This window comes from Vibrio sp. 1249-1, from assembly GCF_033340495.1.
The window spans coordinates 682,842-709,784 of record NZ_JAWOWJ010000001.1 but is presented as its reverse complement, the minus strand read 5'-3'; the positions used below and the strand labels follow the sequence as shown (position 1 = coordinate 709,784).

At 44.9% G+C, this 26,943-nt stretch carries 21 protein-coding genes; 13 read left to right on the top strand and 8 right to left on the bottom strand.

The window, feature by feature from the left end:
* The first annotated feature begins 397 nt into the window (after positions 1-397).
* Positions 398-1,615 (top strand): glucose-1-phosphate adenylyltransferase, encoded by a 1,218-nt coding sequence (gene glgC, locus R7Z50_RS03080; RefSeq protein WP_033906540.1) that lies wholly within the window; start codon positions 398-400, stop codon positions 1,613-1,615.
* Between the two features lie 97 nt (positions 1,616-1,712).
* On the opposite strand, the gene R7Z50_RS03075 is transcribed toward glgC, so the two are convergent.
* Together R7Z50_RS03075 and R7Z50_RS03070 are read right to left on the bottom strand one after the other, a co-directional pair.
* Positions 1,713-4,874, bottom strand: a complete 3,162-nt coding sequence (locus tag R7Z50_RS03075; RefSeq protein ID WP_318148860.1) for a chitinase C-terminal domain-containing protein — start codon at positions 4,872-4,874, stop codon at positions 1,713-1,715.
* A 277-nt stretch (positions 4,875-5,151) separates the two neighbouring features.
* Positions 5,152-6,033, bottom strand: coding sequence for an AraC family transcriptional regulator (locus R7Z50_RS03070; RefSeq protein WP_206969532.1), 882 nt, complete (start codon positions 6,031-6,033; stop codon positions 5,152-5,154).
* 206 nt (positions 6,034-6,239) lie between these two features.
* On the opposite strand from R7Z50_RS03070, the gene R7Z50_RS03065 reads away from it, so the two are divergent.
* From R7Z50_RS03065 to R7Z50_RS03035, 7 genes are all read left to right on the top strand, one after another.
* Positions 6,240-7,388 carry an iron-containing alcohol dehydrogenase gene (locus tag R7Z50_RS03065; protein WP_318148859.1) on the top strand — a complete coding sequence of 383 codons (1,149 nt, stop codon included), beginning with the start codon at positions 6,240-6,242 and terminating at the stop codon, positions 7,386-7,388.
* 294 nt (positions 7,389-7,682) lie between these two features.
* The gene (locus tag R7Z50_RS03060) at positions 7,683-8,339 is read left to right on the top strand and encodes a lysoplasmalogenase (RefSeq protein ID WP_005376394.1); all 657 of its coding nucleotides are present in this window, start codon (positions 7,683-7,685) and stop codon (positions 8,337-8,339) included.
* 162 nt (positions 8,340-8,501) lie between these two features.
* A complete protein-coding gene (locus R7Z50_RS03055; protein WP_053349123.1) occupies positions 8,502-9,236 on the top strand; it encodes an amino acid ABC transporter ATP-binding protein in 735 nt (244 codons plus the stop codon).
* A complete protein-coding gene (locus R7Z50_RS03050; protein ID WP_053349124.1) occupies positions 9,236-10,033 on the top strand; it encodes an amino acid ABC transporter permease in 798 nt (265 codons plus the stop codon). Before R7Z50_RS03055 ends, R7Z50_RS03050 begins: the two co-directional genes overlap by 1 nt.
* A 9-nt stretch (positions 10,034-10,042) precedes the next feature.
* Entirely contained in the window at positions 10,043-10,861 is an 819-nt protein-coding gene (locus R7Z50_RS03045; protein WP_053349125.1) for a transporter substrate-binding domain-containing protein, read from the top strand.
* An 81-nt stretch (positions 10,862-10,942) separates the two neighbouring features.
* The gene (locus R7Z50_RS03040) at positions 10,943-11,863 is read left to right on the top strand and encodes an amino acid ABC transporter permease (RefSeq protein WP_053349126.1); all 921 of its coding nucleotides are present in this window, start codon (positions 10,943-10,945) and stop codon (positions 11,861-11,863) included.
* A 92-nt stretch (positions 11,864-11,955) separates the two neighbouring features.
* Positions 11,956-12,774, top strand: a complete 819-nt coding sequence (locus tag R7Z50_RS03035) for an EAL domain-containing protein (RefSeq protein WP_053349127.1) — start codon at positions 11,956-11,958, stop codon at positions 12,772-12,774.
* Between the two features lie 106 nt (positions 12,775-12,880).
* Here R7Z50_RS03035 and R7Z50_RS03030 read toward each other — a convergent pair whose 3' ends face one another.
* Positions 12,881-13,414, bottom strand: coding sequence for an RNA-binding S4 domain-containing protein (locus R7Z50_RS03030; protein WP_005376400.1), 534 nt, complete (start codon positions 13,412-13,414; stop codon positions 12,881-12,883).
* A 226-nt stretch (positions 13,415-13,640) separates the two neighbouring features.
* Between R7Z50_RS03030 and R7Z50_RS03025 the strand changes: the two genes are divergently transcribed.
* Positions 13,641-14,594, top strand: a complete 954-nt coding sequence (locus R7Z50_RS03025; RefSeq protein WP_053349128.1) for an endonuclease/exonuclease/phosphatase family protein — start codon at positions 13,641-13,643, stop codon at positions 14,592-14,594.
* A gap of 17 nt (positions 14,595-14,611) precedes the next feature.
* Here the strand turns inward: R7Z50_RS03025 and cra are convergent, their stop codons facing one another.
* Entirely contained in the window at positions 14,612-15,592 is a 981-nt protein-coding gene (cra, locus tag R7Z50_RS03020) for a catabolite repressor/activator (protein WP_318148858.1), read from the bottom strand.
* Between the two features lie 373 nt (positions 15,593-15,965).
* Here cra and fruB point away from each other — a divergent pair, with 373 nt between their 5' ends.
* From fruB to fruA, 3 genes are read left to right on the top strand one after another with little or no spacing between them, the layout of a single operon-like run.
* On the top strand, positions 15,966-17,099 hold the full coding sequence (gene fruB, locus R7Z50_RS03015; protein WP_262671361.1) for a fused PTS fructose transporter subunit IIA/HPr protein: 1,134 nt from the start codon (positions 15,966-15,968) through the stop codon (positions 17,097-17,099).
* A gap of 9 nt (positions 17,100-17,108) precedes the next feature.
* The gene (pfkB, locus tag R7Z50_RS03010) at positions 17,109-18,080 is read left to right on the top strand and encodes a 1-phosphofructokinase (RefSeq protein WP_042520798.1); all 972 of its coding nucleotides are present in this window, start codon (positions 17,109-17,111) and stop codon (positions 18,078-18,080) included.
* An 18-nt stretch (positions 18,081-18,098) separates the two neighbouring features.
* On the top strand, positions 18,099-19,838 hold the full coding sequence (gene fruA / locus R7Z50_RS03005) for a PTS fructose transporter subunit IIBC (RefSeq protein WP_005376409.1): 1,740 nt from the start codon (positions 18,099-18,101) through the stop codon (positions 19,836-19,838).
* A gap of 82 nt (positions 19,839-19,920) precedes the next feature.
* On the opposite strand, the gene R7Z50_RS03000 is transcribed toward fruA, so the two are convergent.
* From R7Z50_RS03000 to R7Z50_RS02985, 4 genes are all read right to left on the bottom strand, one after another.
* Complete coding sequence (locus tag R7Z50_RS03000) at positions 19,921-20,631, bottom strand: hypothetical protein (RefSeq protein WP_065275269.1); 711 nt, start codon at positions 20,629-20,631, stop codon at positions 19,921-19,923.
* Positions 20,632-20,806: 175 nt separating this feature from the next.
* Positions 20,807-23,866 carry an efflux RND transporter permease subunit gene (locus tag R7Z50_RS02995; protein WP_005386052.1) on the bottom strand — a complete coding sequence of 1,020 codons (3,060 nt, stop codon included), beginning with the start codon at positions 23,864-23,866 and terminating at the stop codon, positions 20,807-20,809.
* Entirely contained in the window at positions 23,866-24,927 is a 1,062-nt protein-coding gene (locus tag R7Z50_RS02990; protein WP_213866360.1) for an efflux RND transporter periplasmic adaptor subunit, read from the bottom strand. The genes R7Z50_RS02995 and R7Z50_RS02990 overlap by 1 nt, the downstream gene beginning before the upstream one ends.
* On the bottom strand, positions 24,927-26,000 hold the full coding sequence (locus R7Z50_RS02985; RefSeq protein ID WP_318148857.1) for an efflux RND transporter periplasmic adaptor subunit: 1,074 nt from the start codon (positions 25,998-26,000) through the stop codon (positions 24,927-24,929). Before R7Z50_RS02985 ends, R7Z50_RS02990 begins: the two co-directional genes overlap by 1 nt.
* A gap of 160 nt (positions 26,001-26,160) precedes the next feature.
* On the opposite strand from R7Z50_RS02985, the gene vdeR reads away from it, so the two are divergent.
* Complete coding sequence (gene vdeR / locus R7Z50_RS02980) at positions 26,161-26,889, top strand: efflux transporter transcriptional repressor VdeR (protein ID WP_005376423.1); 729 nt, start codon at positions 26,161-26,163, stop codon at positions 26,887-26,889.
* Positions 26,890-26,943 lie beyond the last annotated feature (54 nt).

The following is a 26,943-nucleotide window of genomic DNA, read 5'->3' as shown; positions in this document are numbered from 1 at the left end:
CCTGCCTTACATCAACGCGCCTGTTTTAGACCTTTAGAGTTAAGACGCTAACCCTAAGCCTTGTTTAGCCATAGTTATTAAGATAGAAAACCCTATTTATCTTCTTGTTTTGTCGCCACTTTACATTGTAAATCCATACTTGTTGACTTCTCCTTTCTACAATTTTGCGCCAATTTGATGCACGGGCTATTTAGCGCTTCACTAATATGGTGCAGTTGTCTTACAGTGAAATTTTAACCTCCTTGATTTTTAAGGAGATATTCTATGGCTCGATTCTTGTAGTAGACTTTTCACTAATAAGCACATTAGCACATGCTTTTCAAAACCTCTGCGTTGCATACCACCTCCTTCAGGTTAGCACCGTTTTGATGCATGTCAGAAAGGGAAAGGGAATACTATGGAAGACGCACTTGCCGTAATTTTAGCAGGAGGGATGGGGTCTAGACTCAGCCCACTCACCGATGACAGAACCAAGCCAGCCGTACCTTTTGGCGGAAAATATAGAATTATAGATTTCACACTAACCAATTGTTTACATTCGGGTTTACGCAAGATCCTTGTTTTAACCCAATATAAATCTCATTCACTTCAAAAACACTTACGAGACGGCTGGTCGATATTCAATCCAGAGCTAGGCGAGTACATCACTGCTGTTCCACCACAAATGCGCAAAGGTGGTGCATGGTATGAAGGAACCGCCGATGCGATTTATCACAACATGTGGTTGCTATCGCGAAATGATGCAAAGTATGTGGTTGTGTTATCCGGCGATCATATCTATCGAATGGACTACGCCGCAATGCTTGAAGAGCATAAAGAGAAAGGTGCTAAGCTCACCGTTGCCTGTATGGATGTTCCCGTAGAGGATGCTTCAGCATTCGGTGTAATGGGCACCGCAGAAAACGGGCTCGTTACTTCGTTTATAGAGAAACCTGAAACCCCACCAACTCTTCCTGGAAGCGCGACCAGAAGCCTTGTTTCTATGGGAATATATATCTTTGATATGGATGTTTTGAAAGAAGCGCTTGAAGAAGACTCAAAACTCGATTCATCAAGCCATGACTTCGGAAAAGACATCATACCTAAGCTGATTGATACGGAATCCGTTTACGCTTATCAATTCTGTGGCAGTAAAGGGCGCGTCGATAAAGATTGCTATTGGCGCGACGTGGGTACCATTGACTCCTTCTATGAAGCGAATATGGATCTACTAGAACCTGTGCCGCCAATGAACCTTTATCAGTCCAATTGGGCGATTCGTACTTACGAGCCGCAGTTTCCACCAGCTCGTACTGTATCGTCGGCCACGGGTAATGAAGGTATTTTTATTAACTCCATCATTGCTACCGGTGTCATCAATTCCGGCGGCTCAGTACAACACTCCATTATTTCTTCTAATGTACGCATTCAAGATAGTGCAACGGTAGTCGATTCCATCATTTTTGATGACGTAGAAGTCGGTGAAGGAAGTCAGTTGGTCAACTGCATAGTTGATAAACATGTTCGTATTCCGCCACATACTCAAATTGGCATCAACAAACTTGAAGATGCGAAGCGATTTAAAATCTCAGACAAAGGTATTGTCGTCATACCCGAAAGTTACCAATTCGATTAAACGACAAACTATCACAACAAAAAAGCGCACGATAATCATCGTGCGCTTTTGTTTAAGTGCCTGTAAACATTAGGCTATAACAAATAATCAATAATAATTAGATGTTACATACCGTTGACCAGCTACCATCTGTACCCGGTTCAGCCGCTGTCCACCAGTTCGCTTGGTAAACCACACCGTTGTGGATGATCTTATCACCTTGGTTAGCGTGGCTTGGATTACCTGCCCAATCCGTTTGTGGCAGAGCTGGGTATGTCACTAAACCTGTCGTATCACACGTACCTGGTTCAGTGGTACCACCACCCGTGCCCGCATTGAGATCACCAATTGGTAGATCTGGCTGTTCAAACTTGAACGCAAACTCTTTACCACCAGAAATCACTGAGTAGTTAGCCGGACCAGAGATTGGTAGGTAGTAAACCATATCAAGCTCGTAAGTGCCGCCCGCTGGCAAGTCTTTCCATGCTGGTAGAGAGAACGACACACGGTGCATTACGCCATCTAAGCCACCAATGTTGTTTGCTCGAGTATGTCCAGAAGCAATCACTTTCAAACCACCACCTGATTGGTCTTTCGCGTTGTCCGGCGCAGATGCTGGGATATCGAATTGGAATTCAGTACCGCCAGGGATCGCTTGACCAGTGTTGTTCGTAAACGTGATTTTCGGGTTAATTGGGTAGTTTTGATCGCCAACTTTGAAGCCGCCAACACTAACAGTAATGTCTACTGCTTCAGTTGGTGTTGGACCAGTCGCTACTTTATTACCGTAAGGCGTCGCAGACTTAAACTTGTCGTAGATAGCTTTGGTCATAGTGTTACCCATGTGGTATTCACCATTACCTGCCGCACAAGCTTGTTCAGTGGCATCTACTGCCGTACGATTACCATTTGCATCCAGTACGTAACAGTTGTAGTCACCGGCTAGTTCCCAGAACATGATACCGCCGATCTCTTTATCGATAACGTAATCGGCTTTCACCTCGATAGAAGCTTTATCTTCCGTAGATAGGAATACGCTCTTCTCTGCGTTCCACAACCAAGGTGCCACAGCAACGCTATCGTAATGACGGGTATAAGTACCAACAAACTTATCTGAAGGATCGTTGACAGGGTCAAGACCGTAAGCAGCTGCGTAAGAGCCCCAAATACCGTTTTCTAGGTTCTTAGCATGCCACATTGGGTTAGAACCAGCGCCCATTTCGTTTCCTTTAGGGTCGGTATCATGCCACATGTTGTCGATACCAATAGCGCCGTGACCACAGTTGTTCTTCTCACCTTCACCTGTGCCCGGTTGGCACTCTGCTTGGTTTGGTAGTGCCGCTCGGCCCCAAAGGCCATTGTCGCCACCAGTAACACCTTGCCAACCACGGGTGTAGTAAGGAACACCAATGTTGATACGACCTGCTGGCATAGAGCCACGGAAGTAATGGTAAGCCCAGTCTGTGTTCAAGTAACCGATACCACCGTATGCAGCAGTGCCGTATACGTTCCACTGCGCTAGCTCAGAGTCTTTACCTGTATCGAATAAAGCCGCGTTATGACCAACGTGATCATTCCAAGCCCCATGCAAGTCGTAAGACATGATGTTTACGTAGTCTAGGTACTTAGTTACATCGAAGGTTTCCATCCCACGTAGCAAGTAACCTGAAGATGGTGCTGCGATAGTCAGCATATAATGAATACCATCTTGCGCGGATGCCGCATCAAGTTTCTCACGCAATACTTTCATCAGCTCTTGGTAAGACGCCCATAAATACTGACGACGTGGTTCCATGAAGTCTTTGTCGTAAGGGTTACCAGCACCAGCCATTGACGTCGGGTATTCATAGTCGATATCCAGGCCATCGAACTTGTACTGACGCATCATTTCAACGGCTGAAGTTGCGAACTTCTCAATACCAGCATGATTAATAGAACCGTCCGCATTCGTCGTCATGGTGTAGAAGCCACCATCAGCTACACGATCGCCGTTCGTATCGAAGTGACCGCCCGTTTCAGCCCAACCACCAATCGAGATTAGCGTTTTAACATCATGTTTTTGCTTGTAAGTTGCTAGTGCACCAAAATGACCTTTAAAACCAAGAGCAGGATCTACCTCAACGCCTGGCCAAGTTTTACCTGTAGCAGGGTTGTTAGGATCATTAACGTCGCCAACGTTTACTTTGCCGTCAGAACCAATGCTCACAAACGCGTAGTTAATGTGAGTAAGTTGTTCCCAAGGAATGTCTTTAACAAGGTAAGTCGATTGTGGGTCGTCACCTGCTCGCCAACTGGTGAAGTAGCCGATTACACGACGTGGGTGATCAGCCCCCATTTTCTCACGGCCTTCTTCGTCATAAATAGAACAGTAAGGAACATCTACACCCGTTGTTTGATAAAGACCATCAGGACGACAATTAGATGTCACTGCGCCGCCGTTTACCGTTAACGTCGCAAGTGCAGAATCTGCTGTTGCTCCAGCATCATCGGTAGCTCTCGCATAAACACTTAATGAGCCAGCTTGTGAAGGGGTTACATCCAGCGTGTATGGCGCTGCTGTAGCAGTGCCAGCAAGTACACCTGCAACATAAAAATCAACTTTAGAAACGGTACCATCCGCATCCGTAGCATTTGCAGTCAGTGTGACGGAACCACCCAGGTCAATAGAGGTCGCAGAAAGCGCGACATCCACTGTCGGCGCTTCGTTACCAGGTTGCGCTGATGCCACAGTTAACGTCACAACACTTGCCGTACTAACGGCACCTGCATCGTCATAGGCCTTGGTAGAGAACTCGTGCTGTCCTTCAGTTGCTGTCCACGATGCAGCATACGGCGCAGACGTTGCCTGACCAACTAATATACCATCAACAAAGAACTCTACTTTGCTAACAGTCCCATCAGTATCTGCCGCATCTGCAGCTAGGTTAACAACATCACCCGCAGTCACAGAAGCCGACGCAGAAGGCGATGTCAGAGTAACCGTCGGGACTTCATTCTGAGGTGGTTCAACCGGTCCAGTGCCATCACAAGCGCCAAGTGTTTCCCACTCGCCCCACTCACCAGATTGCGCTGGATTGTTGTTTTGCGTCCAGTAACGCGCTTTATAAGCATTACCTTCATGCTGAACTTGGTCGCCACCGTTATAAACTTTTGATGATTGCCAAGTTTCTAGAGGGGCACAGTCAACTGCTGCGTAGCTATTGAAGGCCATAAGACAAGAAGCGGTGAGTGTGCTTAGTGTGAACACGTTTTTCACTGCGTTGCCGTTTTTAAGGTGCATAATCGCTCTTCCTTAAGTTATTGTTAAAACAATACTAAATGCGCTAAACGAAGCGCATCTATACTTTTATTTCGACGTAAAATAACTTAAGTACAAGTTGGTGATTTCACACTATCTATTTACGAGTTTTCCACACCGCCTCGCAACAATCCACTAAATGATTGCAACAACGTACCTATTATTTGGCACCAGTAACTAATTTTATAACTCAAATAAATATGTCACTCGCAAATTAATAAAAAAGGTAAAAAAAGTCGCCATTTTGAAATAAAGATCACTAAGCCTTTGTTGACCTTGGCGTTTCATTAAAATGCCGCTTGTACTCGCGACTAAACTGTGATGGGCTCGTGTACCCGACCATTCTCGCTGCATCATTAACACGTCTCCCCTCTAACTGGATCAATTCGCGCGCTTTGTTAAGTCGAACTTTCTTAATATATTGCAACGGAGATTCAAGCGTGACATTGCGAAATGCTTGATGGAAAGCAGACACACTCATGTTGGCTTCTTCAGCCAATGCTTGTACGTTCAACTGTTCATGATACGCTTGATGTACACGATTTAGTGCTTTAGCTACCCTCGCGTAAGAACCTTCTTGATGTGCTAGGTCAAATAAAACATACCCCTCTTTGCTCACCAAAGTACGATACACAATTTCCTCAAGAAGCAACTCGCCAAGCATGATGACATCAAGCTCGTTACACATTGCTTTCATTAACCGTTTGCACGCATCCAACATACCTTCATTCATACGTACCGACTTAAGGCCGCAACGGGTAGCATCCAGACACTTATTACTGAATTTTTCAGCCTCTAATTTTTTAACGAGTTTATGAAGAAGCGTTGGCGAAATATCTATCGAAATGCCAAGTAAAGGCTCATTGTTTGTCGCAAACGCTTCGCACTCTAGTGGCATGGGAACCCCGACAACAAGGTAATCATCGGGCCCATATTGCACTGGTGTATCACCAATATGAATGTTCTTATGCCCTTGACCCAATACGATGATGCCGGACTGATAGACAAACGGCTGGCGATGATTCCCTTTGCTACTGCGATAAAACCATACGCCATCTATCGCTGTTTTCTTCATACCTTCTAGGTCATGCATCCCCTGCTTTTCAACATATTGCTGCATGATATTTGCGAGAGTGTGCATTAGAGCGCTCCATCAATGACCAACGAGTTTGGTCTCTATTATCGTTTCGAGCACTATACTTCCTCTCGACTTTAACTTTCTAGCTCAAGAGCATTAATTTTGTAGAAATAGGCAAATTATTTGCAGAAATCGACCTGTTAACCATCATTAATCAGGACTAATATGCATGTATTCAATCTCCTTCACTGGAAGCAAGAGGGCTAATAATGAACTTTTCTTATGTAAACCCAACCAAGATTTTCTTTGGTCAAAAACAAATCGCAGCAATCAAAGAAGCTATCCCATCCGACCAAAAAGTTTTAGTGGTATACGGTGGTGGCTCCATCAAAAAAAATGGCGTGTACGACCAAGTAGCAGAAGCTCTTGAGGGACATGAATGGCTAGAGTTTTCAGGTGTTGAACCAAACCCAACCAAAGAAACACTCGATAAAGCAGTCGCAATGGTAAAAGAGCATGGTGTTGATTTTATTCTAGCGGTAGGTGGTGGTTCAGTCATCGATGGTTCCAAATACGTAGCAGCGGCATCAATGTATGATGGTGATGGTTGGGATATCATGATTGGTAAGCACCAAGTCACTGAAGCGACGCCTCTAGCTGCAATTTTGACATTGCCAGCAACAGGCTCAGAGTCAAACATGGGCGCAGTTATCACTAAAAAAGAAACTCAAGACAAACTTCCGTTCATGTCTCCAGCAGTGCAGCCAAAATTTGCCGTGTTAGACCCAGATGTAATGAAAACACTGCCAGAACGCCAGCTTATCAACGGCATTGTTGACGCATGGGTGCACGTATGTGAGCAATACTTGACGCTTCCTACCGGTGCAATGGTTCAAGATGGTTACGCAGAAACACTGCTGAAAACTTTAAAAACACTCGGAGAACAGTTTGCGGAACGAGACGACGATATGTGGCGCGCAAACTTAATGTGGTCTGCTAACCAAGCATTGAATGGGTTAATTGGTAGTGGCGTTCCACAAGACTGGGCGACACATATGATCGGCCATGAATTAACCGCTCTATGGGGCGTTGATCATGCGCGTTCTCTTGCAATTGTCCAACCATCGTTACTTCGTAACCAAATGCAGTTTAAGCGCCCTAAGTTAGAACAAATGGGTCGCAACGTATTTGGTCTTGAAGCAGGTGAGGATTTAGCAGAGCGCACAATCGAAGCTATCGAAGCGTTTTATCATCAACTTGATGTCGCAACTAAGCTCGAAAACTATGGTGAGAGCCGTGAACAAGCTATCGATGCCATCATTGATCAACTAAACAAACACGGCATGACTGTTTTAGGTGAAAACCAGGCGATCACACTTGAACGTAGCCGAGAAATCTTAGAGTTAGCTGTCTCATAACTGCAACAATTCTTCACTGCCCTTCCTAGGGTTTAACGGTATTGTGACTTAACAGTCACAATACCGTTTTTTTATGCTATTTTGTAAGCCACATCACGTTCAAAACGAGGAGGCTTCTAAAAACAACGATTCCCTCCAGACAAAAAATCGGCCGTGTTGGTTAGTAAAGAGACAACTGTCCAGCTTTACACAAATAAAAATAATTGAGATCAAAGAACGAGTTAACTCGTTAATTAAGTTTTGATTTGTTGTAGTGATGTACTACATAATTTTGTCTGTTCGAGAAAACACTTTATGTGGCTAGTTGTTGTCGTATTAGCATTCATACATATCATCAGTATCCGTAAAGGCTCTAAATGGCTCTTTTACGTTTCTAAACCATTACCAGTACTCTGTATGCTTGGTATTTTAATTCAGTCCCCGGCTTACCCAATGCCATATGCGCATTGGATTTTGATTGGCTTATCGCTCTCGTTGCTTGGTGACGTGTTATTAATGCTCCCTAGAGACAAGTTCATTACAGGATTAGTGCTCTTTTGCTCTGCCCATCTCTCCTATAGTTATGGTTTTGCCATCATGTCAGCGTGGCATTTTACACCTTGGCTCCCAATTGCCTTGTTCGGACTCGGTATATGCGTCTACTGGTTGTTCCGACCGGATCTCGGTAAAGAGAAACGGCCAGTTGCCAGTTATATATTGGTACTGATGACTATGTGCTGGGCTTCGATCGAGTATTATTTGAGTGGGAAAACACAATCCTCCTCTTTTGCAGTGCTCGGAAGCTTTATCTTTATTATCTCTGGCATCGTATTGGCTTTCGAACGCTTTGGAGGACGGTCAATATTTTCACGACAAGTTGTCATGGTGACCTACTATTCTGCACAGACATTAATGGTTATGTCTGTTGTTGCGATTGTTGTTCGTTATCCGTATCTCGTTGAACTGAGTTAGTCATACTCTAGACTGCACCAACATTAAAGAAACATGGATGTATCTTGTAAGCGATCTGAATAGAGTCTTAAAATCATCGCCTAAACATTAGCTTATTCTTAATGAAATTACGTGCACAACTTGCTATTGTAAAAGGATATTTTTCCGTTATAGCGTGCCCCTTTGAAAGAGAATACTCCCGTCGTTGAGTTTAGCGACGTAAATAAGTGGTATGGCGATTACCACGCTCTAAAAGACATCAACTTCTCCGTGCATTCTGGCGAGATCGTCGTGGTGTGTGGCCCTTCAGGTTCCGGAAAATCAACGCTCATTCGTTGCATCAACCATCTTGAATCGATTCAAGATGGCCAGCTTCATGTGTTCGACCAGCCTTCTCACGCAAAATCTCTCAAGCCCGGTAAAATCGGCATGGTGTTCCAACACTTTCACCTTTTTCCTCACTTGACTGTACTGGAAAACCTCACCTTAGCGCCGATTCGCACACTCAAATTATCAAAACAAGAAGCGGAAAAACGCGCAAAACATTACCTAAAGCGAGTCAATATTGAAGAGCAAGCGAGTAAGTATCCTATCCAGCTTTCTGGCGGTCAGCAGCAACGCGTCGCGATTGCCCGCTCCTTGTGTATGGAACCGGATTTACTCCTGTTTGACGAGCCAACTTCAGCGCTTGATCCGGAAATGATCAACGAAGTGTTGGATGTCATGGTTGAGCTGGCTCAAAGCGGAATGACGATGATTTGCGTCACGCATGAAATGGGATTTGCCAAAAAAGTAGCGAACCGCGTGGTATTTATGGATGAAGGCCAAATCGTGGAAATGAACTCTCCAGTCGCCTTATTTGAGACACCACAGCATCCACGAACCCAAGCATTTTTGAACCAAATTTTAAGTTACTGATGATAATTCGCGTAATCAAACCTGTCCTTCAAGCTTTACTGCAAATGACGCTCCTCTTCATCGCGATTGTGTGGGTGTTGGACTCTGGTGCCGACGCTATGGGCTACCAATGGCAATGGGAGCGCGTACCTGATTACATCGCTTTTTATGAAGATGGCGAATGGTGGCCGGCAGAACTTATTGATGGGCTATTGGTCACGCTTAACATCTCGGCTATTAGTCTATTTTTTACCTTAGTATTAGGGTTAGTTACCGCGTTACTAAGGCTGAGCGATTCGAAAGTCGGCAATATTATTGGTACAACTTACGTCGAAGTAATACGTAACACGCCATTGTTGGTGCAAATCTATTTACTCTACTTCGTGTTTGGCCCCGTGATTGGTTTGGACCGATTCAGCACTGCCATTTTGGCATTATCCCTTTTCCAAGGTGCCTACACTGCAGAAATATTCCGCGCAGGTTTAAACAGTATTCCTAAAGGGCAATTCGAAGCAGCACAAACACTCGGGTTATCACCGTTTTACACCTACAAAGACGTGATTTTGCCTCAGGTTTTACAGCGCACATTACCGCCATTAACCAATGAAGTGGTTTCTTTGATCAAAAACTCTTCCATTGTAAGCGTGATGGCGATTTTTGATCTGACAACACAGGCACGCAACATCGTCTCAGAGACGGCGATGCCGTTCGAAATTTGGTTTACCGTGGCAGCAATTTATCTTGCTCTCACTCTGTCACTTTCTGGCTTGTCTGCATGGCTAGAACACAAACTCGGAGCCAGTTGGCGCAAATTATAAGGAGATAACATGAAGTTATTCAAAGCGACCATTACTGCATTATTAGGGCTAGCCATCGCTATGCCTACTCTCGCGAAAGAAGGTGTTGCCACACCCAATGTAGATCAAATCAAAGAACGAGGCACTTTGCGCGTTGGTATGTCAACATTTGTACCTTGGGCAATGCGTAACAAGCAAGGTGAGTTAATCGGTTTTGAAATCGATGTTGCCAAACGCTTAGCACAAGATTCAGGTTTGAAAGTGGAATTCGTACCGACTGCGTGGGATGGCATTATTCCCGCACTACTGGCGAAAAAGTTCGACGTGATCATCGGTGGCATGTCGGTTACGCCTGAGCGTTCCAAAAGCGTGTTGTTTACTGAGGCCTACTCGCACTCAGGCGTTCAAGTAGCAGCAAACAAAGAACTCGCCTCTGGTTTTAGCGAATTTTCGGATTTTGATTCACGACGCGTAAAAATTGCGGCTCGTCGCGGCGCATTCACCGTTCAAGTAGCCAGAGAAACCTTCCCGAAAGCGAAGATCCTGCAATTCGATGACGACGCACAAGCGTTCCAAGAGGTGCTGAATGGTAACGCACACGCGGTCATTGCTTCTAGCCCAAAACCAGAACATGAGACAGTGAAACACAGCGACAAACTATTCCTTCCATTCTCTGAGCGACTATCACAAGGTAACGAAGCCTTTGCAGTTCGCTTGGGGGAAGAAGATAAAAAGGCCTTTTTCAATAAATGGATTGAAGCAAGAACCCAAGATGGATGGTTAAAACAACGTTATGAATACTGGTTCTCGACATTAGATTGGCAAGATCAAGTCGCGCAAGGCCAGTAATCTAAATGGCTCGTGGACGCCGCGAGCCTATACTCTCCAATCATCCATTTTACTTTTCCATCATCTATCGGAGTTAAATTTTTGGGCGAACACACTACCACTCGCACTGCACCCGCGAAATCCAGCACAGGCTACCTTTTACCGCAATTAAACACACTAGACTGGGTACTACTTGTTATGTGCGGTATCGGTGGTGTTTGGCTGTACCATCGGTCCACTATTGGTGTGCATTATTTGTGGCAGTGGAAAGAGGCGCTTGAATTACTTTTCACGCCTAGAGCAGATGGTGGTTTGCCCTACTTCTTCCAAGGTTTGATTTCGACGTTAAGGCTCAGTATTTGGGGCATCAGCTTCGCATTAGTGTTTGGCACTTTGTTAGGCTTAGCACGCTTCTCTCGTTCCGTATGGTTGCGCACACCTGCCAATGCGTTTATCCAGTTAGTGAGAAACATCCCTCCGTTGGTGTTTGTTTTTATTTTCTACTTTTTCATATCTAACCAATTGATCCCGTTACTCGGTTTGGAAGATCTTCTACGAAACTACAACGGCGAACCAAATGCGCTACAGCGCTTTCTGTTTGGGCCTTCGAACCTTTGGGAAAACCTTGCCTCTGGCGTGTTATGTGTCGGCTTACTCTCTTCTGCCTACATTGCAGAAGTTGTGCGCGGTGGTTTACAAAGTATCGACCAAGGTCAGTGGGAAGCGGCTGACTCATTGGGCTTGTCTCGGTGGGTGAAATACCGATTTGTTATCGCGCCACAGGTGCTTAAATCAATAACACCTGCACTTGCCGGTCAAACCATCGCTTTGGTGAAAGACACCTCTATTGTTTCACTGATTTCGATACAAGAAATGACATTTGTTGGGACAGAGATGGCAAATTCATCAGGGTATATATTTGAAATTTGGCTGATTGTCGGCCTTGCTTACTTCTTAATCTGTTTTGGTCTGTCACTTATTTTTCGCCATATTGAAGCAAAATCGGAAGCCATTTCAAATTAACTCAACCACATATGTAATTAGGCACATTTGATTCTTCAAATCAGAATTGCACCCTGTTACATTGGCAAGATGCTAAATTTTCGGCGTTTTTCATGGAGTTAAAGAATCAATCCGACTACGAGCGATACATAAAACAAGATAATCTTGGTGAATATTACGTAGTTCTCAATCAATTCACTTTTCACAGTGTTTATCAGCCAATTTTTGATAGACGCCAACGTATTATTGGTATGGAAGCCTTACTGCGTATTCGTGGCATTGATGGTTCCCTAATTCGTCCTGATGTATTTCTGGCCAATAGTGGTCTTGATCCCTACTTTCGCTTATGTGTAGAGTTTTTATCTAGAGCAATGCACATTCGAAATTTTGCACGCTATTTCGCAGGGACGCCGATCAAACTGTTTCTTAACGTCATGCCTCAAACGCTACTCACACTAACCAAAGACATGGGCTTTAAAGATAACGGCCTGCTTTACAAACGCCTTTCCGAACTTGGTATGAGCCCATCAGACGTAGTTTTTGAAGTAGTCGAAGAGTCATGCGGAGATACGGATTTATTAATCAAAGCCGTACAGTTAATGAAAGCGAATGGTTTTATCTTTGCTATCGATGATTTTGGCGCCCAACATTCTGATATCGCACGTGTTCAGCAGCTCTGCCCTGACATCATCAAAATCGATCGTTCCTATTTGCTAGACTACTGCGCCGGAGAAACCTTTTCCATACATAGCGCCGTTGATCTAGCGGATCATATGGGAGCAAAAGTCATTATAGAAGGGGTTGAAGAAGACGTGCAACTACAAGCTATGTATCAACTTAATTTGGATTATTACCAAGGCTTTTACTTAGGAAAGCCTTGTGCCATTCATCACTGGACAGATAGCCTAAACATCGAGACGACAGTGCATTAACACTGCCCACTTACAGCACAGTGAAACCAAAAAAGCGCCGATATAATATGCTCGGCGCTTTTTAGTTTTACTCAGATGTCACTTATTTAGTTAAGCGTTCATTTCCCTAGAAAAAATCAATAGAATTACGTCCGCTCTTCGGATCACGAGTGGCTTGCGGTTTGTCTTCTTTTTTGCCTTTCTTAGCAGACTGAGACAACGCTTCTTTCTGCGCTTTACGCTCTTTATGTGCCGCTTTACGGCCTGTTGATTTAGGCCCAGAGGCTTTGGGTGACTTACTTTGACGAGACTTATCTTTACGAGAAGACTGTGCTTCTTTTTTCGCTTTCTTTTCTGCTTTTTGCTCTGCCGTTTCAGGTTCGGTTACTGGCGCATCGCAAACCACAACATAATATTCCTGGTTAAACTCAAAAAAGTCACCATCATACATCTTGCGGCGCTTACGTGTTTCTAGTTCACCATTCACCGCGACGTAGCCTTCCTCAATGATATGTTTTGCTTCGCCGCCACCGCTGACCAAGTTTGCGATTTTAAAAAGCTTGTACAGTTCGATTGGATGCGCATCAACATCGATGCCAATCGCTTCGATCTCAATCTCTTCGCCTTCTAAATACTCTTCGTGGTCGTAATCTTGGGTCATGTTACTTACTCTTACTATTTGATGCCCTGAAGTTTAAACGCAATGCTTAAAAATAGAAACCTCTGCCGATGTTCAATCACCGATTCGCCTTGGCGTTTGAGCACCTCTTAACCCATTTAACTTGTCGCTCGTTAGCTTGTATCTCGATGCGTAGCTCAAACGAAGCTGCAATTACGCAACCTGAAGGTATATACTCTCTAAGTTATTGTTGAAAAGAGCGAATACTTTGTCTCAACCAAGTAGAATTACCTTTGTCACTGCGAACTTGTTTAATTTTGTCGCACCGCCTAACGCCTACTATGATTTCGAGAACATATACTCGTTAGAGCAATGGCGAGACAAACTTTCGTGGACGCAACGTCAAGTTGAAAAACTGGAAGGCGACGTGATTGGCTTACAAGAAGTGTTCAGTATCGAGAAGACCCAGGCATTTTTTTCAACCATCGGCTACCCCTACTTTGCGACCGTTGACACCCCACATGTTGAAGATGAGTACATTTACTCAAGCCCTGTTGTGGCAATCGCATCTCGGTTTCCAATAGAAAAAGTACAAGCGGTAGAGTTTGACTTAGCAACGCTTGAGCCTTTTGGAGTAAGTGTTGTTCCAGAGTTCAGTCGCAAACCTATCTATGCCCAAGTAATACATCCTGTACTTGGTCATATCGCCGTTTACGTAACGCACCTGAAATCTCAACGCCCGGCCGACTCAGAACAACCAGAAACGTCTAGCACGATTATTGGGCGCTGGTTATCCACCCAGCAAAGAGGCTGGGAAGCAGCGATGTTAAGAGACGCGATGCAAAAGAGGTATCGAAAAGAACCAATGCCGACAGTGTTAATGGGCGATATGAATCAACCTATCACTCCTATCAGCGTTAACAGCGCATTGGTATCCAATACTGGTGACAGCGTCACTGAATTACAACTCAAAGATGGTTGGTTGTTGCAAAGTGACACCCTGAAGGATGAACGCCCAGCCACGCACTATCATTTTTCCACTGGGAATGTACTCGACTATATCTTGCTCTCACAAGAGTTTGATACCTTATCAGATATATCGGTTGCCGAGGTTGTTGACTATCAGGTGTCTAACCAACATCTGATCAACCCGATTTATGACAGAGATAAAAACGCCAGCGACCACGCATTTGTGGCGCTGACTGCTGAAGTAAAGCTTTGAGCAACCTATTTAGTTACTTAGTGACGTTTCACAATTTTACGCGGGATAAGTTCTACGCCAGGCTTGTAACGCTTGGCGGAAGCGTTGAGTGCTAACTCCATTGCGCTGTCCGCGATCAACTCAAACTGTTGAGGCAAAGAGTTGATTTTCACAGGCAAGAAGTCCAGCAGTCGATTATCACCAAATGTTGCTAAACGCACCTTTCCCATCAGTTCTGGTTTTTCTAGCATTACATCCAACACACCTTCTAACAGTGTGTATGACGTTGTGACAATGGCATCTGGCAATGCGTTCTCTATTAACCATCTCTCTAAGACTTTCTTGCCTTCTTCCCGGGAGAAGTGTTGTCCATAACCCACTGTTGCCGTTTTACCACCTTGTTGAGAAGCAGATAGAAAACCGAGCTCACGCTCTTTTGAGACTTGAAGATCTTGCAATGCACCGATTAAGCCAATGGACTTAATATCCTCTGACAGTACTGACTGAGTGAGTTCAAGTGCGGCATCAAAATCTTCGCTGATGACACAACAAAAGTGCTCATCATCCATTGGACGGTCTAGCGCGATAACTGGCGTACCAGAATTTTGCAACTTAAGGTAATACTCGTTTGCAGTGGGCATACCACTTGCCACAAACAACGCATCAATACGACGACTGACTAATGCTTCCGCCACCTTTTGCTCTGTATCAGGATCATCATCAGAGCAGCCAATCAAAATTTGGTACCCCGCTTTCCGAGAGTTTTGCTCTATCAGCTTTGCAAGACGCGCATAACTGGTGTTCTCTAAGTCTGGGATGATAAGCCCAAATGAGCGTGAATTACCTGCCCGCAAGGAAGACGCCGCATGATCTGGCTTATAATTGTACTCTTCTACAACGGCCATCACCTTTTTCTGAGTCTTCTCGCTGATGCGGTATTTCTGCGCTTTTCCGTTAATCACATAGCTTGCAGTTGTCTTAGAAACACCCGCTAATTTGGCTATTTCATCCAGTGTCATATTCTAAACCTTATTCTGTGCGCGCGATCATATTAATACATCAACGATCTTTCGATAAGTTGAATTATAAGCTGAACCGATTCAGTATAAAAGCTGAAAGGATTCAGCAAAACTTAAAAATTGACGTAAATCACCCGAACACGCAACAAACCAATTTGTGAGCTAGGCTATAGGACAGCGGCAAAGGCTCGTTTGTTAACGTCAGTTTTTAAAACAGTTTTTCTGAGTCTTTTAAAAAATTTACCAACAAGCTGAATCGATTTAGCTTGAAATATAAAAGGTTTGAGGAGTGATAAGCGCTCAGAAGAAGCGGCGTTCAACTTCTCACACAGAGTACATTTTTAAATTGATACCTTAAGGCTGGAGAAGCACCATGCTTAAGCTAAATAAGAACGACATTACCCTCTCGCAATCAGCGACAGATAAGTTTGAAGCAATAAAGAGTATTGCTCATAGCCTGACTGATAAAGGCCTAGTTGAACGCGGTTACGTTGAAGGCATGCTAAACCGTGAAAACCAAAACTCTACGTTTTTGGGGAACGGTATCGCCATCCCGCACGGTACAACCGACACTCGTGCAATGGTGAAAACAACGGGTGTTGCTGTGCATCACTTCCCACAAGGTGTCGACTGGGGTGATGGCAATACTGTGTTCGTCGCTATCGGTATCGCAGCTAAATCTGATGAACACCTTGGCATTCTTAAACAGCTCACCAAAGTGCTAGGCGCAGATGGCGTAGAAGAGCGTCTGCGTAATGCAAAAAATGAAGACGAAATCATCGCCCTACTGCACGGTGATGTTCAGCTTGAAGCAGACTTTGACGCTTCTTTAATTCAACTGATGTTCCCTGCGAGCGACATGCTACAGATGAGTGCTGTTGCAGGTGGTCTGTTGAAAAATACGGGATGTGCTGATAACGAACTCGTTGCCGATCTCGTTACCAAACAACCAACTCACTTAGGTAATGGCCTGTGGTTAATTGGCAGTGACAAACATGTCACTCGCACAGGTGTGTCATTTGTCTCGACGGCAAACGACTGCGAATATGAAGGTCAAAAAGTGCGTGCACTTTTCGCGTTCGCAGCATGTAACAATGCTCACCAACCTATCCTAAAAACGCTTTCTAATATTGTGTTTAACAATGAACACGGCAAGCTTTTAGATGCATCAGTAGAACAGATTCTTGCTTTGTTCAAAGGTGAAGAAGTCACAGCCGCATCTTCAGAAGAAGGCAATACCGCTGTATTTAAAATCAAAAACTCTCACGGCCTACATGCTCGTCCGGGGGCAATGTTAGTCGCAGAAGCGAAAAAGTTTGAATCCACTATACGTGTTGCCAACCTAGACGGAGATGGAAAAGCAGTAAACGCGAAGAGCCTAATGAAAGTTATCGCGCTGGGCGTTAAGCACGGTCACCAACTTCAATTTACAGCAGAAGGCCCTGATGCGCCGCAAGCCTTGGAGTCTATCGGAAATGCAATCGCTTCTGGCCTTGGTGAAGGTTAAGGATCCGATATGACAAACAAAACAAATAAGGTTGTCACTATTACGCTCAACCCGGCATTGGATTTAACAGGTTCAGTAAATGAACTAAACGTTGGTTCCGTGAGCTTAGTACAGCAAAGCAATCTCCACGCTGCAGGTAAAGGTGTCAACGTAGCAAAAGTGTTGAGCGATTTAGGCGCAGATGTCACGGTTACCGGCTTTCTTGGTAAAGATAACCCTGAGCTATTCCATCAGCTTTTCAATGACATCGGCGTTAAGAATGAGTTTGTAGAAGTACAAGGTGCAACTCGTATCAACGTCAAGCTCGTTGAGGCTAATGGAAACGTTAGTGACATTAACTTCCCTGGTGTTCAAGTTACGGCAGAAGAAATCGCGCGCTTTGAAGAAACCCTATTCCGCCTTGCTGAAACACACGATTACTTTGTATTGGCAGGCAGCCTACCGGGCGGTGTTACTGCAGAGCAATGCGCTGCATGGATAGAAGCACTGCATCAACAAGGCAAAAAGGTGTTGTTCGACAGTAGCAAAGCCGCATTGAAGTCAGGTATTGATGCTCACCCATGGTTAATTAAACCTAACGATGAAGAACTTGGTGATTTTGTTGGCGAACATCTAGCAACACCTGAACAGTGCCAAGCTGCAGCGCAAACACTGAGCGACAAAGGCATAGAAAACATCGTGGTTTCTATGGGACCTGACGGTGTTATGTGGCTCAACCAAGGCGAATGGCTTAGTGCAAAACCGCCTCGAATGCATGTCGTGAGCACCGTTGGCGCAGGCGATACGCTGGTCGCTGGCTTGTGTTGGGGCCACATGCAACTGATGCCTAAAAACGATTTATTGCGCTTCGCTACGGCACTTTCTGCTTTGGCAGTTAGTCAAGTTGGCGTAGGGCTAACCAGTCAGGAAGAACTGGAAAATATCAAGCGACAAACTGAAGTTAGCGCGCTTTACCCTATTACAAACTTAGAACAAAACTAAGGAACAGAAGGTTATCGTATGAATATTGCCATTATTACTGCCTGTCCGAGCGGTGTAGCAAATAGCATCCTTGCGGCAGGATTACTAGAACAAGCCGCCGCAAAATTAAACTGGAATGCCAAAATAGAATGTCAATCAAGTGTGGTTGAACCAACACTATTGACGGAAGCTGACGTTGAACAAGCAGAAGTCATTGTCATTGCGGCAAATACTAGCGTCGACACTTCTCGTTTTGTAGGAAAAAAGGTTTACCAAGCGGAAATTAGCGAAGTAGCAAAAGACGCAACTGCGTTTCTCCAGCAAGCGGTTGAAAACGCCACTTTACTTGAAAAAGCAACCACACTTGCAGCCCCTATCACTACAGATACAACATCAGCATCAAAGAAGATTGTTGCAATCACGGCATGCCCTACTGGCGTTGCGCATACCTTTATGGCGGCAGAAGCTTTAGAAGAAGAAGGCAAGCGTCGTGGCCATCAAATCAAGGTGGAAACTCGTGGTTCAGTTGGCGCTAAAAACCAACTGACTGAGCAAGAAATTGCAGACGCCGATCTGGTGATCATTGCTGCGGATATTGAAGTGCCACTTGATCGCTTTAACGGCAAAAAGATGTACCGCACGAAAACAGGTCCAGCTCTGAAGAAAACAGCCGAAGAGATGGACAAAGCATTCGAGCAAGCCACGGTGTATCAACATTCTGGTTCAGCTAACTCTTCATCTTCCACCGAAGAGAAAAAAGGCGCTTACAAACACCTAATGACGGGTGTTTCGCACATGCTTCCTGTCGTCGTTGCAGGTGGTTTGATCATCGCTCTATCTTTCGTGTTCGGTATTGAAGCATTTAAAGAAGAAGGCACACTAGCAGCAGCCTTGATGAACATTGGTGGTGGCTCTGCATTCGCATTGATGATTCCTGTACTTGCTGGTTACATCGCGTTCTCAATTGCTGACCGTCCGGGTCTGGCTCCTGGTCTTGTTGGCGGTATGCTAGCAAGTTCAACGGGTGCTGGTTTCCTAGGTGGTATCGCAGCTGGCTTCATTGCCGGTTATGCAGCGAAGCTCCTTGCGGACAAAGTAAAACTCCCACAATCGATGGAAGCGCTTAAACCAATTCTGATCATTCCATTTGTAGCAACATTGTTCACTGGCCTTGTCATGATCTACATCGTAGGCGGCCCAGTTTCAGGCATCATGAACGGCCTGACTGACTTCCTAAACAACATGGGCTCTGACAGTGCAGTACTACTGGGTATTATCCTTGGCGCAATGATGTGTTTCGACCTAGGAGGCCCGGTAAACAAAGCCGCTTACGCATTTGGTGTTGGCCTTCTGGCTTCACAAACTTACGCACCAATGGCGGCAATCATGGCCGCAGGTATGGTTCCTGCGCTAGGTATGGGTTTAGCGACCTTCATTGCGAAGAACAAATTTGAACAAAATGAACGTGAGGCAGGTAAAGCATCATTTGTCTTGGGCCTGTGTTTCATCTCTGAAGGCGCAATTCCATTTGCTGCGAAAGATCCAATGCGCGTGATTCCATCTTGTATGGCAGGTGGCGCGCTTACTGGTGCCCTATCGATGCTATTCGGTGCGAAATTAATGGCACCACACGGCGGTCTATTCGTGCTGCTAATTCCTAACGCAATTTCACCAGTATTAATGTATTTAGTGGCTATTGCAGCGGGTACAGCGGTAACTGGCTTTACTTACGCATTCTTAAAAAGCAAAGCAGAAGCGAAACAAGAAGTCGCAGCTTAATTAGAGCGACTCCGGTTAACAATGCCACCCTCGAATTTGGCATTTAGCACCTCCCTTTAATTCCGGTTAAGGGAGGTGTTTTTTATTCCGCAGCCGGAACGGCTACAATGTCTACTTCCCCACTGCTCATATCCACCGTTGCTTGATAAGCGCTATGCGGGTCACCGTAGTGCTTGAAGGTAAAGTGGTAAACGTTAGCTGGCGTCCACAAGGTTTTTGATTCTGCGGGCAGAATGTCATAGCCGTCTTGCTGATAAAGCTCTGTCGCCATTACATTTGCGATTGCCGCCTGCTGGTTAGCGTCTCGATCCACCTTTGGCTCTAGTGACGGGTTACTTGGATAAGACTCACCGTTGTAACTCATGAGTCGATAGGAGCCATTACTCCAAACGATAAAGTCCTGCCAACCATTACTGTAACTGTCGGCTAGTACAATAGGCGTGCGAGTTACCGACATTCGATTAATAACGTTTCCCTCATTATCAAACATATATGCAGAGCAGCCACCACTACCACAGAAATAGCGATCTTGAAGCAACACTATGTGTTCTGCCTTGCCGTCGCTGTTTAGGTCGGCGCTACCCGATAGATAACGTAGATTGTCTTGCTCGAGCGACAGCCCTTCAGGGGCTAAAACCTTACTATCAATCCAACTGGAAATGACTTCAGCACTAACACTGTTGACTTTAGGGGCAGGTTGTTTGGTTTCTGTCGGCATGCTATCCGTCGCGGTGCAGCCAACCAAGGTGAAAGAACCAATGAAGAAGAGTCCGTTTAATATGCGCTTATTCATGTAATCTCAATCTTTGATGTGTCGTTACATGAGTATACGCATGATTTGCATTGTAATCGTAAGAAAATCATTAAAATCAAGCAAATGAATGGTTTGGTATATATTAGTAAGATCAAAAAAGCCCCGAAGAAAACCTTCAGGGCTAGGCAGGAAGCTGGCAAATAGCCAGGAGTCCCTATGCAGTGGTCGGTTTTACCCTAAACAGAATTGCAAACATCACTGGCACCACTATCAGTGTCAGTACAGTAGCAAAACCAAGACCTGCCATAATCGTTATTGCCATCGAGCCAAAGAAGGCGTCGAAGACCAGTGGAATCATCCCCAAGATAGTTGTTAGCGCAGCCATACTTACCGGACGAACGCGGCTTATCGCACTATCAACAATCGCGAGGTAAGGATCTTTACCTGACTCCAACTCAAGGTTAATTTGGTCAAGCAACACAATACCGTTTTTCAAAATCATGCCACTTAGGCTTAACAAACCAAGGAATGCTGTAAAACTGAACGGCATGTTCGTGGTAAGCAAACCAAAAGCAACGCCAATGATCGCTAACGGAACGGTGAACCAAATTACCAACGGCTTTTTGATTGAGTTAAACAATAAAATAGTAATGATGAACATCAACAAGTAACCCATCGGCAATGAACCGAATAGGCCTTCTTGTGCATCTTTGGATGATTCGTACTCACCACCCCATGTGATTTCGTATCCTTCTGGAACATGCAATGCCATCACTTTAGGCTGTACACGAGCAAATAAGCTTGCTGCCGTGTCGTCACTCAACACATCATGGTCCGCGAGAACGGTTAACGTACGCTTACGGTCACGACGCTGAATTAGCGGCTCACTCCAATCCAGTTGAACGCCATCAATCACTTGATCAACCGGAATATACGTTTGCAACGAAGGACTCCAAATGGTCACGTTTTGTAGTGATTCAAAATCTACGCGTTCTTCTTCAGGAAGACGTGTCATAATTGGCAACGTATGTGTACCATCACGCAAGTAACCTAAGGTGCTACCACCAAACGCCATTTGCAGTGTGCTTGAAAGATCTTCTTTCGAAATACCTAAGCGACGAGCTTTAGACTCGTTGAAAACGGGTACAAGTTCCTTGGTGCGCTCTCGCCAATCGTGACGAATGTTTCGGGCACCAGGGTCGGTATGAAGGATGTCTTCAACTTGCACCGCCAAGTCACGTAAAACTTGTGGATCAGGGCCAGTAATACGCGCTTCGATCTTAGACGCTGGTGATGGACCAAATTCCATCAATTTAAACTGGAACGTAGGCGCATCAAATGTTTTCGCCAGATTCGCATCTAACTTATGCAGCAAACCAAACATTTTCTCACGGTCAGTCGCGCGAACTTGGAACTGAGCGTACGCTTCGTAACTTTTTTCTGGTTGATAGGTTAAAGCAAAACGCTGTAGACCCTGCCCAATCGAAGCAGAAACAAAGTCAATATCATCTTGCTGACGAATGTAGCTTTCGACCTCTTCAGCTTTTTTGATCGTTTCACGGATGTCAGTACCCTCTGGCATCCACATATCCACGTAGAACATCGGCGTATTCGATGGTGGGAAGAACTGCTGTTTTACATTACCAAATGCCACGACAGCACCCACTAACAGCGCCACCATGCCAGCAACGGTAAGCCAGCGGAATCGTAATGCAAATTTCAGCGATGCCCCAAATACGACAAACAACCAGCCTTTATAAGGATCATCTTCGCTAGTACCCTGCTCTTTGTTTTCCTCTTTCAACAAAAGATCGGCAAGGAAAGGCGTCAGTGTAATAGCGGTAATCCAGCTTAAAAATAGGGAGAAACACAGCACCCAGAATAGAGAGCCCATGAACTCACCTGTCGCATCTTGCGACAAACCGATAGGTGCAAAAGCCGTAATTGCAATAACAGTTGCGCCCAGCAAAGGCCATTGTGTTTGCTTTACAATATCGACAGCCGCTTGAACTTTGGTACGCCCTTTCTTTAGGCCAACCAATATGCCTTCCACGACAACAATCGCGTTATCAACCAGCATACCTAAGGCAATAATTAACGCGCCAAGAGAAATACGATGCAGTTCGATGTTGTTGTAATTCATCAAAATGAAGGTACCAAATACCGTCAATAACAACACAACTCCAATGATGACACCACTGCGTAAACCCATAGTAAACAGCAACACAATGATTACGATCGCCACTGCCTCCGCTAGACTAATTACAAACGCTTTAACAGATTCATCCACCTCATTGGCTTGGTTGTAAAAGTAGTTCATATCGATGCCAGCAGGCTTGATAGACTCAAGGCTCGCGAGCTCCGCATCCAAACGTTCACCAACCTCAACCACGTTCACACCCGATGCAAACGAGATACCGATATTAATCGCTTTTTGACCGTTAAAGAGTACGACGTTGCTTGGCTTCTCTTGAATACCGCGAGAAATCGTTGCTACGTCTTTTAGACGAATTAGATTTCCTGTGTCACGGCCATGAATGATCAGATTTTCTAGTGCTTCTACAGTGTTTAAAGTGCCGCTTGGGCGAATAACAAGGCTTTCGCCATTGACCATCACTTCACCTGCTGAAACCACATTGTTTTGCTGGTTCAACAAGCTCGAAACCACATTCATGTCTAAGTTCAGTGCAGCAAGGCGATCAAGTGAGATCTCAACGAATAGCATTTCTTGCTGATCGCCCGTGATGTCTACCTTACCAACACCATCAACAAGCTCGATTTCACGGGTCAGGTAATCCGCATAACGTTTCAGCTCTACATAGTCGTAATCGTCACCAGTGAGCATTAACATCACGCCATAAACGTCACCGAAATCATCAATGATCTGTAAAGACTGAACACCTTGAGGCAATGATGGTCGTAAATCATTAATTTTACGGCGCATTTCATCCCAAATTTGCGGCAGTTCATCAGGACCATAGTCCATTTCCATGCTCACCGTTATTTGAGACATACCATTAGAAGACGTAGAGGTAATTTTGTCGATATAAGGGAGTTTTCGAATCTCTTTTTCTAGAGGATACGTCAGCTCTTCTTCAACTTCTTTTGACGTCGCGCCAGGGTATGTTGAGATGATCATGGCATCTTTGATCGTAAATGCCGGGTCTTCTAATCGTCCAAGCTCCAAAAATGACGTTAAACCACCAACAGCAAGGATAATAATGAACAACCAGCTGATGACTTTGTTTTTTATTGAATACTCAGCAATGTTCATTATTGGTTATTCTCCACAACATCCACATGTTTACCTTCGCGTAATTTACGCAGATTTGAATTAATCAGAATATCGCCCTGGCTAACACCTGACGACACAATGGCTCCATTGCCATTCACTTGAGAAATCATGACAGGCACTCGTGTGACAATGTCACCTTCTTTTTTCCACACAAAGAACTCATTCCCTTCACTGCCTGCTTGAAGCGCCGTGACAGGAACACTGTAACCATCGATAGAGGTAATGCCCGCCTTCACCATATCGACCAAAACGCTTACGCTGGTTCCCGGCAATATCTCTGTTTTTGGCTGTGGCATCGTCAAGTACATTTCGTAGGTTTGAGTTTCAGCGTTGGGTTCACTTGTGTGCTCTAAATAGTCCAAAGCAAATCTGCCATCGATGCCGGAGAAGGTTGCTCTAGGCTTGTAGCTCATGCTGTCTGAGTTTGGGTCTACCATCGCTAAAACATTGTCGGAAAGCTCAATACGCACGTAAACCAAATCGTTTTGGTATAGGTTTAACACGGGTTCACCAATTGCCACACGCTCAAAACGTTCTTTGAAAACATCGGATACTTTACCGGCGAACGGGGCGAATAAACGGGTGTAATTCAATTGATTGGTCGCGTTATAGAAAGTAGCCTCAGCTAGCTCTTTATTGGCGGTTAGCTCATCAAGTTCCGCTTTTGAAATCATTTGACGTGCATGCAAGTCTTCACCGCGTTTAAGCTGACGAATTGCGAGTGTGTATTGTGCTTCTGCGTCATTCACGGCTTGCTTCTCTTTGCTATCATCTAGCTTTGCGAGCATTTGCCCCTGCTTCACAACGTCACCCGCTTTAACCAATACGTGCTGAACTTCCCCAGCGCGGCGAAATGCCATTGGCGTTTGCTCTGCAGGCACTACTATGCCTTTGAACGCGCGATGTTGCCTTTGTACTGGTGCATCCACCGAGATAGTCGACACAAAAAGTGGCTGCTCGACGATAGCTTGGTTTTCATTTTTGCACCCTGTTAAAACTGCAAGTGCAATCGCAGAGATCGTAAGTAGAGAATGTTTCATTAAATGCCTCCCTCACGAACCCAAGCTTTCACCACTTGTCCTTCAACCAGTCTCTCAACACCAGCAATAACAACGTAATCATTGTTATCAAGCCCGGCTTTCACACCACCTGCTGCGTCAAGTGACACAGTGACTTTATTGACCTGCTGCGTGCTTCTGTCCATTACCCAAACTTCACCTTGCGTCCCATTTTTGTTGACCCAAGCAGACTGAGGTAACGTCATCGCGTCCGATACATGTTGTTTAGCAATGTGTACCTGCCCAGTCATACCTGTCAGCAAATTGCGATCTTCTGGTCGAGTGATGGTCACGATCGCCTCATAACTATTGGTATCGATGTTTGGCTGCGTCGAAATTTCTTTAAATTGCCCAGGGATACGTTTTCCTGGCTCGCTATCCATCGTCACCCACATATCGGAGTTTTGCAGTGACTCAAGTGATACAGATTCCGCATAACTTACTGGCAAGGTGAACGACACATCCAACGTCGTGTTATCAATGAGATTCAAGATCTCCTGCTTCTCTGCTACTACTTGAAACGGGTTGACATAGGTATATGACACAATGCCATCAAACGGTGCGTGAATTTTGGTATAGCTCAAATCGGTTTTAGCTTGTTCGTAGTTCGCCAATGCCGCTTTATATTGAGTTTCTTTCTGATCGTACTCATCAGTACTAATGAGTTTTTTTCCGTAAAGGTTTTTCGCGCGGTCCCATTGTGTTTTCGCTAACGCGTACTGCGCTTGAGCGGCATCTAACGCAAGCTGAAGATCTTTAGGGTCTAACGTTGCGAGCACTTCACCTTTTTGGACTTTTTGACCCATGCGTACACGTAATTCATCAACCTCTCCACCAACCTGAAAAGAAAGCTGCGCGCGATGTGTTGCATCAATACGCGCTAAAAAGGCGTGCGAGTCTTCAAGTTCTAGGTCTTTCACCGCCAGTAATTTTACAGGTTTGATTAAAGGTTCAGACGGCTCAGAAATGGCTTTATTACACCCAGTTAGCATCCCAGAAAGACTTAATGTCACCACTGCGCCAACTAAAGTGCGCTTTAAATGTTGTTTTCGCACCCGCTTTCTCCGTAGGTTTTATATATTACACAGCCGTGCAGTATAAGCAGAATTTGAAATTGATCAACATATTTTCCAGGTGGATAGCAAATTAATTAGTCAAAGCGTTCGGTTTCTGGTAAAAGTAAGCGCGTGATTAATATTCGGGAAAATTCGAACTATGAATGAAAGAAAGCAGGGGCGTAGAAGTGCTGAAGCAGCAGAACAAACTAAGTGTCTGATCCTTAAAGTGGCAGCAGATATGTTTTGTGAACTTGGTTACGAGCGTGTCTCGCTGCGCAATATCAGTGAAAAGGCTGGTGTTTCACATAGTTTGATCCGTCACCACTTCGGCAGCAAAGAGAAAATCTGGCAAGCGGTTAGCGATGCAATGGACGAGTTCATGCAGTGCTATATGGCTGAACTCATCAATGAAATGCCGGAGAACACACCTTCGAATAGAAAAATTTATCTGTTTATGGTTCGCATGCTAGCATTTGCTCTCGTCAATCCTCATCCAGTACAGATGATCGCCGATGCCATTCGACAAGGCGATGACGGTGCTCTACTGCAGTATTTCTTAAAGTCAAAAGATGAGTTCGCTGCAATATTTACCGGAATTTTCGAGCAGTACAACAGCGAAAACCCTAATGCACAATTTGATCAGTGGGAATCAAAGTGGCAAATGTTGATCTTCGCACATGGTGCTGTCAGTCTCGCGCCAATGATGCAAGAAACATGGCCGGATATTGCAGATAATCGCGAAAAACTGCTGATCAAGCATTGGGAATTGTTTAATACCATTATGGCCTCTCAATTTGGGATCCCAAAAGAAGAGATGATTCATCCGGAAAAGCTTGAAGATATCGTTATTGATATGTGCTGTACTATTGATGAAGCAGTAAACTAAAAGCAAACAAGCGAAAAGAAGACATAAAAATGCCGAGCTACAAAGCTCGGCATT